The organism is Streptomyces yongxingensis, from assembly GCF_055597465.1.
Map to the genome: position 1 here is coordinate 7,027,394 of NZ_CM145717.1, position 10,435 is coordinate 7,037,828.

At 74.2% G+C, this 10,435-nt stretch carries 1 protein-coding gene; it reads left to right on the forward strand.

The window, feature by feature from the left end; translation table 11 throughout:
• Positions 1-12: 12 nt before the first annotated feature.
• A complete protein-coding gene (locus tag ACZ6TD_RS30320; protein WP_471343245.1) occupies positions 13-10,416 on the forward strand; it encodes a type I polyketide synthase in 10,404 nt (3,467 codons plus the stop codon).
• Positions 10,417-10,435 lie beyond the last annotated feature (19 nt).

The window sequence follows — 10,435 nt, forward strand, 5'->3', positions numbered from 1 at the left end:
GGTGACGTTTCCGTGGCTAGCGCGAACGAAGAGAAGCTTCTCGACAATCTGAAGTGGATGACCACTGAGCTGCGCCGGGCCCGTCGCCGCCTGACCGAGGTGGAGGCGGACGCGCAGGAACCGATCGCCATTGTGGCGATGAGCTGCCGTTTCCCCGGTGGCGTCGGCTCGCCCGAGGATCTGTGGAAACTGGTCGCCGAGGGCGGCGACGCCATTTCCGGATTCCCCGCCGACCGCGGCTGGGACATCGAGGGACTGGCCGATCCGGACCCCGACCGCAAGGGCACCTTCTACAACAGCGGCGGCGGATTCCTCGACGGCGCCGCCGAATTCGACCCCGGATTCTTCGGCATTTCGCCGCGTGAGGCGCTCGCCATGGACCCGCAGCAGCGGCTGCTGCTGGAAACGTCCTGGGAGGTGTTCGAGCGCGCGGGGATAGACCCGACGTCCGTCAAGGGCAGCCGCACCGGCGTGTATGTGGGCGCCTCGGCCATGGGCTACGGCTCCGATGTCCAGGGCGCGCCGGAGGAACTGGAGGGCCTGCTGCTCACCGGCGGTGCCACCAGCGTGCTGTCCGGCCGTATCGCCTACACCTTCGGCCTCGAGGGCCCGGCCGCCACCATCGACACCGCGTGCTCGTCGTCGCTGGTCGCGCTGCACTGGGCGGCTCAGGCGCTGCGGCAGCGCGAATGCTCGCTCGCCCTCGTCGGCGGCGTCACCGTGATGCCCAACCCCGATGTCTTCGTGGAGTTCAGCCGCCAGCGCGGCCTCGCCCCCGACGGCCGCTGCAAGTCCTTCGCCGCGTCGGCGGACGGCACCGGCTGGTCCGAGGGCGTCGGCGTACTGCTGGTCGAGCGGCTGTCGGACGCGCGGCGCAACGGCCACCAGGTGCTGGCCGTGGTGCGCGGCAGCGCGGTGAACCAGGACGGCGCGTCGAACGGCCTGACGGCGCCGAACGGCCCGTCGCAGCGGCGCGTCATCCGCCAGGCGCTGGAGAACGCCCGGCTGTCCGCCGCCGAGATCGACGTCGTCGAGGCGCATGGCACGGGCACCACGCTGGGCGACCCCATCGAGGCGCAGGCGCTGCTGGCCACCTACGGCCAGGAGCGGCCCGAGGGACGGCCGCTGTGGCTGGGCTCGCTCAAGTCCAACCTCGGCCACGCCCAGGCGGCGGCGGGCGTCGCGGGCGTCATCAAGATGGTCATGGCGATACGCCACGGCCTCATGCCCAAGACCCTCCACGTCGATGAGCCGTCCCCGACCGTGGACTGGACGGCGGGCGAGGTGTCCCTGCTGACCGAGGCCCGCCCCTGGGACGAGACCGGCAGGCCGCGCCGGGCCGGGGTGTCGGCCTTCGGTGTGAGCGGCACCAACGCCCACACCATCCTGGAGCAGGCCCCCGAGCCGGAGGCTCCGGAGGCCGAGGAGCCGTCGGCCATGGACGGGGACGCCACCCCGGCCGCGAACGCCGCGCCGGTCACCGCCACCGTGCTGCCGTGGCTCCTCTCCGCCAGGAACGCGGCCGCGCTGCGCGACAACGCCCGGCGCCTCGCCTCCCACCTCGATCGCGAACCGGCCCTCGGCACCGCCGACGTGGGCCACACACTGGCCACCGGCCGGGCGGCCCTGGAGCGCCGCGCGGTGCTCGTGGGCGAGGACCGCGCCGGGCTGGCGGCGGGCCTGGAGGCGCTGGCGCGGGGGGAGTCCGCGCCGGGGCTGATCGAGGGCGCGGTCGCCGAGGGCGAGACGGCGTTCCTGTTCACGGGGCAGGGGAGTCAGCGGCTGGGGATGGGGCGTGAGTTGTACGACGCCTATCCGGTGTTCGCGGAGGCGTTGGATGCGGTGTGTGCGGAGCTGGATGCGCATCTTGAGCGTCCGCTTCGTGAGGTCTTGTTCGGGGATGACGCTGAGGCGCTGGATCAGACGGGGTTCACTCAGCCCGCGTTGTTCGCGGTTGAGGTGGCGTTGTTCCGGCTGGTGGAGGCGTGGGGGCTGCGGCCGGACTTCCTCTCCGGGCATTCGATTGGTGAGTTGGCCGCCGCGCATGTGGCGGGTGTGTTGTCGCTGGCGGATGCGGCGAAGCTGGTGGCGGCGCGTGGGCGGTTGATGCAGGAGCTTCCGGCCGGTGGCGCGATGGTCGCGGTGCAGGCGTCGGAGGATGAGGTGACGCCGCTGCTGAACGAGCGGGTGTCGATCGCCGCGCTCAATGGGCCGTCGTCGGTGGTCATCGCGGGTGATGAGGACTCGGTGCTGGAGATCGCGGCCGGTTTCGAGGCCCAAGGCCGTAAGACCAAGCGGCTCACGGTCAGCCATGCGTTCCACTCGCCGCGTATGGACGGGATGCTGGAGGCGTTCCGCGAGGTGGCGCAGGGGCTGTCGTACGAGGCTCCGAAGATTCCGATCGTGTCGAATCTGACCGGTGGCGTGGTGTCCGCCGAGGAGATCACGACCGCTGACTTCTGGGTGCGCCACGTCCGTGAGGCCGTGCGCTTCCTCGACGGCGTACGCACCCTTGAGGCCAAGGGTGTCACCACGTTCATCGAGCTGGGCCCGGACGGTGTGCTCACCGCGATGGCGCAGGAGTGTGTGACCGACTCCGCGTCCGACGCCGCGTTCATCTCGGCGCTGCGCACGGACCGTCCCGAGGCCGAGGCGCTGACCACGGCCGTCGCACGTGCCCATGTGCGTGGTGTGGTGGTGGACTGGGCCGGATACTTCGCCGGTAGGGACGCCCACCACGTTGACCTGCCGACGTACGCCTTCCAGCACGAGCGGTTCTGGCTGGAGCCGAGTGCGGCATCCGTGGGTGATGTGGCCTCCGTGGGCCTGGAGTTGGCGGGGCATCCGCTGCTCGGCGCTGCCGTGCCGCTGGCGGAGACCGATGGGCTGGTGTTCACGGGACGGCTGGGTGTGGATACGCATCCGTGGCTGGCCGACCATGTGGTGCGGGGAGCGGTGGTGCTGCCCGGCACGGCGTTCGTGGAGCTTGCCGTCCGCGCCGGTGACCAGGTCGGCTGCGACCTTCTCGACGAGCTGACCCTGCACGCCCCGCTGGTGCTGCCCGCACGCGGCGGCGTCCGGCTGCAGGTCACGGTCGGCGCGCCCGATGGCGCCGGACGGCGGCCCCTGACCGTGCTGTCCCGCGCGGAGGACGCCCCGGCCGAGGAGCCGTGGACGCGACACGCCGACGGTGTGCTCGCCACGGGCGCGCCCCGGCCGTCGTTCGCGCTGACCGCGTGGCCGCCGCAGGACGCCGAGGCGGCCCGTACGGAGGAGCTGTACGCGGCGCTCGCGGACGGCGGGCTGCGGTACGGCCCGGTGTTCCAGGGGCTCACGGCCGCCTGGCGGCGCGGGGACGAACTCTTCGCCGAGGTCCGGCTGGACGAGTCCGCCGCGTCGGACGCGCAGGCGTACGGCCTGCACCCGGCGCTGCTCGACTCGGCGCTGCACGCGCTCGGCCTGGACGGCCTCGGCGACGGCGACGGCCAGGGGCGGCTGCCGTTCGCCTGGAGCGGCGTGTCGCTGTACGCGAGCGGCGCCTCGGCGCTGCGGGTGCGGCTGGAGCTGCGCGGCGCGGACGGTGTCCGGCTGGAGATCGCGGACGCCGCCGGTGCGCCGGTCGCCGCCGTGGACTCGCTGGTCCTGCGCGCCGTCTCGGCGGAGCAGGTGCGGGCCGCGCGGGCGGCGTACCACGAGTCGCTGTTCCGCGTGGAGTGGACGACGGCCGCAGCTGCTGACGTGGCCGACGCTCCGGGTGATGGCCGGTGGGCGGTGCTGGGCACGGATGCGTTCGGGTTGGGTGCCACGGCGTACCCGGACCTGGCCGCGCTGGGCGAGGCCGTCGATTCGGGAACGGTGCTGCCGGAGTACGTAGTGGTGTGCCCGGCACGTGAACGTCCGGGTGCGGCAATTCAAGCCGGTCCGGCGTTTGAGGACCGGGGTCCGGGGCGGAGCCCCGGTGGGGTTCAAGGGGCGGAGCCCCTCCACGCGGCGGAGCCGCATATCGATGCTGCGGGAAGGGGCGGGGTGGGGGAAAGCCCCTCGCCCGCCACCACGGCGCATCAGGCCACCACCCAGGTGCTGGGCCTGCTGCAGCAGTGGCTGGCCGACGACCGCTTCACGGACTCACGTCTGGTCCTGCTGACCTCGGGGGCCGTGGCCACCGAGGCCGGTGAGCCGGTGACGGACCTCGCGGGCGCCGCCGTCCACGGTCTGCTGCGCACGGCCCAGGCCGAGAACCCGGACCGCTTCGTCCTCCTGGACATCGACGGCCAGGACGCGTCGCTCGCGGCGCTTCCGGCCGCGCTGGCGGCGGGGGAGGAACAGCTCGCCGTCCGTGCGGGCGTGGCCCGTATCCCGAGGCTGGCAAGGGTGCCGGTCGCGGAAGAGACGACCACCGAGAACACCTTCGACGCCGAGGGCACGGTGCTGGTGACCGGCGCGTCCGGTTCGCTGGGCGGGCTGGTGGCGCGGCATCTGGTGGCCGAGCGTGGCGTCAGGCATCTGCTGCTGGTGAGCCGTCGCGGCGACCAGGCACCGGGTGCGGAGGAACTCAGCGCCGAGCTGGTCGAGTTGGGCGCCCAGGTGGCGTGGGCGGCGTGTGATGTGGCGGACCGGGACGCGCTCGCCGCGGCCCTCGCCGCCGTCCCCGCCGAGCACCCGCTGACGGCCGTCGTGCACACCGCCGGTGTGCTGGACGACGGTGTGATCGGCTCGCTCACCCCCGAGCGCGTCGACCACGTCCTGCGCCCGAAGGTGGACGCGGCCTGGAACCTCCACGAGCTGACCCGCGACCTCGACCTGACCGCTTTCGTGCTGTTCTCCTCCGCTTCGGGCGTGTTCGGCACCCCCGGCCAGGGCAACTACGCGGCGGCCAACGCCTTCCTCGACGCCCTCGCCGCACACCGCCGCGCCGAGGGCCTGCCCGCCGTCTCGCTGGCCTGGGGCCCCTGGGCGGGCGCCGGTATGGCCGGTGGCCTGGACGAGGCCGACATCAGCCGGATGCGGCGCGCCGGGCTGCCGCCGCTGTCCCCGGCGGAGGGCCTGGCGCTCCTGGACGCCGCGCTCACCACGGACGAGGTGGCGCCGGTCCCGATGCGCGTGGACGCCGTGGCGCTGCGCGCCCAGGCCGCGGCGGGCGCGCTCGCGCCGCTGCTGCGCGGGCTGGTGCGGGTCCCGGTGCGCCGCGCGGTGGACACCGCCGCGGGCGGCGGTTCCGCGCTGGCGGAGCGGCTGGCCGGGCTGAGCGCGGCCGAACAGGACCGGCTGCTGCTGGACCTGGTGCGTACGCAGGTGGCGGCCGTCCTCGGCTACGCGGGCCCGCAGGCCGTCGAGGAGGGCCGGGCGTTCAAGGACCTGGGCTTCGACTCCCTGACCGCCGTCGAGCTGCGCAACCTGCTGCGTGAGGCCACCGGGCTGCGGCTGCCGCCGACGCTCGTCTTCGACTACCCCACCTCGACCGCCCTGGCGGGCCATCTGCGCCAGGAGATCGTCGGCGACCCGGCCGACGGGAACGTCCCCGACCGGGTGATCGGCGCGGTGGACCGCGACGACCCGATCGCGATCGTCGCCATGAGCTGCCGCTTCCCGGGCGGGGTGCACTCGCCCGAGGAACTGTGGCAGTTGCTGGTGGCCGGTGACGACGCCATCACCCCGTTCCCCGCCGACCGCGGCTGGGACCTCGCCACCCTCTACAGCGACGACCCCGACCTCGAGGGCACCAGCTACACCCGCGAGGGCGGCTTCCTGCACGACGTGGCCGACTTCGACGCCTCGTTCTTCGGGATCTCGCCGCGCGAGGCGCTCGCGATGGACCCGCAGCAGCGGCTGCTGATGGAGACCACCTGGGAGGCGTTCGAGCGGGCCGGGATCGACCCGGGCACGCTGCGCGGCAGCCGTACCGGCGTCTACATCGGCTCCAACGACCAGGACTACCTGACGCTGTGGCTGAACGAGCCGCAGGGCCTCGAAGGCCACCTCGGCACCGGCAACTCCTCCAGCGTGGCCTCCGGCCGCCTCTCCTACGCCTTCGGGCTCGAAGGCCCCGCGGTCACCATCGACACCGCCTGCTCGTCGTCGGTGGTGGCGCTGCACCTGGCCGCGCAGGCGCTGCGCAGTGGCGAATGCTCGCTCGCGCTGGCCGGTGCCGTCACGGTCATGTCCACCCCGGGCGCCTTCCTGGAGTTCAGCCGGCAGCGCGGACTGGCCGCCGACGGCCGGATCAAGGCGTTCTCGGCGGATGCCGACGGCACCAACTGGTCCGAGGGCGTGGGCCTGTTCCTGGTGGAGCGGCTCTCCGACGCCCGCAGGAACGGTCACCCGGTGCTCGCCGTCCTGCGTTCCACCGCCATCAACCAGGACGGCGCGTCCAACGGTCTGACGGCGCCCAACGGCCCGTCCCAGCAGCGCGTCATCCGCCAGGCCCTCGCCAACGCCGGGCTGTCGGCCACGGACATCGACGTCGTGGAGGCCCACGGCACCGGGACGACGCTCGGCGACCCGATCGAGGCCCAGGCGCTGCTCGCCACCTACGGCCAGGGCCGGCCCGAGGGCCGCCCGCTGTGGCTGGGCTCGGTGAAGTCCAACATCGGCCACACCCAGGCCGTGGCGGGCGCCGCCGGCATCATGAAGATGGTCCTGGCGATGCGGCACGGTGTGCTGCCGCGGACCCTGCACGTCAGCGAGCCGACCCCGCACGTCGACTGGACCGCCGGTGACATCGAGCTGCTGACCGAGGCCCGGCCCTGGCCGGAGACCGGCCGTCCGCGCCGCGCGGGCGTGTCGTCGTTCGGCTTCAGCGGCACCAACTCGCACGCGATCATCGAGCAGGCCCCGGCCGTGGACGCGGTCTCCGCGCCCGCCCCGGAGCGGTCCCTGCCCGTCCTCGCCTGGCCGGTCTCGGCCCGTACCGGGGACGCGCTACGGGCCCAGGCCGCACGGCTGCGCCCCTCCGTGGCCGCCGGGGCCGACGCGCCGCGCCCGCTCGACCTCGCGTACTCCCTGGCCACGTCGCGTGCCGCCCTGGAACACCGGGCCGTGCTGCTCGGCCGGGACGGCGACCTCCTCGGCGACCAGCTCGCGGCGCTGGCCGAGGGACGCGGTGCGGCGGGGCTCGTCGAGGGCGCGGTGGCCGGTGGCAAGGTGGCGTTCCTGTTCACGGGGCAGGGCAGCCAGCGGCTCGGCATGGGGCGTGAGCTGTACGACGTCTTCCCGGTGTTCGCGGAGGCGCTGGACGCGGTGTGTGCGGAGCTGGACGCGCACCTTGAACGGCCACTGCGGGATGTGCTGTTCGGCGAGGACGCCGAGGCGCTGGACCGGACCGGGTTCACTCAGCCCGCGTTGTTCGCGGTGGAGGTGGCGCTGTTCCGGCTGGTCGAGGCGTGGGGGCTGACGCCGGACTTCCTGTCCGGCCACTCGATCGGTGAGCTGGCCGCCGCGCATGTGGCGGGTGTGCTGTCGCTCGCCGACGCGTGCACGCTGGTGGCGGCGCGTGGCCGTCTGATGCAGGAGCTTCCGGCCGGTGGCGCGATGATCGCCGTCCAGGCGTCCGAGGACGAGGTGACGCCGCTGCTCACCGAGCGGGTCTCGATCGCCGCCCTGAACGGCCCGACGTCGGTGGTCATCGCGGGTGATGAGGACGCGGCTCTGGAGATCGCTTCCGGTTTTGAGGCGCGGGGCCGCAAGACCAAGCGGCTCACCGTGAGCCACGCGTTCCACTCGCCGCGCATGGACGGGATGCTGGACGCGTTCCGCGAGGTGGCGCGGGGGCTCACGTACGAGGCCCCGCGCATCCCGATCGTCTCCAACCTGACGGGCGAGCTGGTCTCCACCGAGGAGATCACCAGCGCTGACTTCTGGGTGCGCCACGTCCGCGAGGCGGTCCGCTTCCTCGATGGCGTACGGACGTTGGAAGCCCACGGCGTCACCACCTACCTCGAACTCGGCCCCGACGGCGTGCTGACCGCCATGGCCCAGGACTGTGTGACCGGCGAGGACGCCGCCTTCGCCGCCGCGCTGCGCGAGGACCGCCCCGAGGCCGAGACCGTCACCACCGCGCTCGCCCAGGCGTATGTCCGGGGCGCCGAGGTGGACTGGGCCGGGTACTTCGCCGGGACCGGCGCCCACCGCGTCGACCTGCCGACGTACGCGTTCCAGCGCCGCCGCTACTGGCCGGACACCCTGGGGGCCGGGACCCCGGCCGAAGGCGCCGTGGACGCGGTGGACGCTCGGTTCTGGGAGGCGGTCGAGCGCGAGGACTGGGAGTCGCTCGCCGGTGAGCTGCGGGTCGAGGGCGACCAGCCGCTCAGCGCGGTGCTGCCCGCCCTGTCGTCGTGGCGCCGCGCCCAGCGCGAGCGGTCCGCCGCCGACGGCCACCTCTACAACGTGGTGTGGAAGCCGCGCCCGCAGGGCGGCCCGTCGGGCTCCCCGGCCCCGTCCGGCACCTGGCTGACCGTCGTCCCGGCGACCCACGCCGACGACCCGCGGATCACCGCCGTGGCCGACGATCTGACGCGCCGCGGCGTGCGGGTCGTACGCGTCGAACTGGACGCCGCCGACACCGACCCCGCCGCCGTGGCCGACCGCCTCGCCGCGGCGTCGGCCGACGGCCCGGTGGCCGGGGTGCTGTCCCTGCTGGCGCTGGACGAGCGGCCGCACCCGGAGCATCCGGCGGTGCCGGTCGGCCTCGCGCTGACCGGTGCGCTGGCCGAGGCGCTGGCGCGGCGGGGCGACGACGCCCCGGCGCGGCTGTGGTGCGCCACCCGCGGCGCGGTCTCGACCGGCGGCGCCGACCGGCTGGAGAGCGCCACCCAGGCCCAGGTCTGGGGCTATGGCCGCGTGGTCGCCCTGGAGCAGCCCGAGCGCTGGGGCGGTCTGGTGGATCTGCCGGAGACCGTGGACGAGCGGGCGCTGGACCGGCTCGCGGCCGTGCTCGCCGGGTCGGACGACGAGGACCAGGTGGCGATCCGTGCCACCGGGGTCTTCGTACGCCGTCTCGTCCCGGTCCCGCGCACCGCGGCCACCGCGGCGGCCGAACCCTGGACGCCGCGCGGCACCGTGCTGGTGACCGGTGGCACGGGTGCCCTGGGGCGGCATGTGGCCCGCTGGCTGGCCGACCACGGTGCGGAGCGGCTGGTGCTGCTCAGCCGCCGTGGCCCGGACGCGCCGGGCGCGGCCGAGATCGTGGCCGAACTGTCCGGCACCGACACCGCCGTGACCGTCGAGGCGTGCGATGTGGCCGACCGCCACGCGCTCGCCGCGCTGGTGGAGAAGCTGGCGGCCAACGGCACCCCGGTACGGGCCGTGGTGCACTCGGCCGGGATCTCCCAGGAGCCCGGCACCGGCGCCGAACTCCCCGAGTTCGCCCGGATCGTGGCGGCCAAGACGACCGGGGCGGTCCACCTCGACGCCCTCTTCGGCGAGGACGCCGATCCGCTGGACGCCTTCGTGCTCTTCTCCTCGATCGCCGGGGTGTGGGGCAGTGGCGGCCAGGGCGCCTACGCGGCCGGAAACGCGTTCCTCGACGCGCTGGCCGAACAGCGCCGGGCCCGTGGCCTGCCCGCCACCTCGGTGGCCTGGGGCCCGTGGGCGGAGGGCGGCATGGCCGCCGAGGGTGACGCCGAGGAGCAGCTTCGCCGCCGTGGACTGCCGCCGATGGCACCGGAGGTGAACATGGTCGCCTTCCAGCGGGTGCTCTCCCGCGAGGAGACCGCCGTGACGGTGGCCGATGTCGACTGGGAGCGTTTCGCCCCCGCCTTCACCGCCGCCCGCCCCCGCCCGCTGATCGACGATCTGCCGCAGGTGGCCAAGGTCCTGCGCGGCGGCGGCGACGGCGAGTCGGCGAACAAGGCGGCCGACGGCGCGTCGGGCCTGCGCGAGCGGCTCGCCGGGCTGTCCGCGGCCGAGCGCGAGGACGCGGTGCTGGAGCTGGTCCGCACCCATGTGGCCAGCGCCCTCGGCCACGCCTCCGCCGACGAGGTCGAGGCCGGGCGCGCCTTCAACGAGCTGGGCTTCGACTCGCTCACCGCGGTCGAACTGCGCACCCGGCTCGGCGCGGCCACCGGCCTCAAGCTGCCCGCGAGCCTGGTCTACGACTACCCGACCCCGGCCGCGCTCGCCGAGCACCTGCTGACCGAGCTGGTCCCGGACGGACCGGGCCACGGCCCCGGCCACGCCCTGCCCGATGTGGACCTCGATCCGCAGGACGCCGAGCTGCGCCGCACCCTGGCCACCATCCCGATGAGCCGGATCCGGGAGGCCGGGCTGCTGGACACGCTGCTCCGGCTGGCCGATCCGCAAGCCGCCACTTCCGACCCCAGCCGCGCCGAGGACGAGGCGGAGTCCATCGACGAGATGGACGTCCAGCACCTCATCGACATGGCGCTCGACCTCGACAGCCTCGACGGCAACGATTCCTGACGCGGGCCCAAGCACGGAG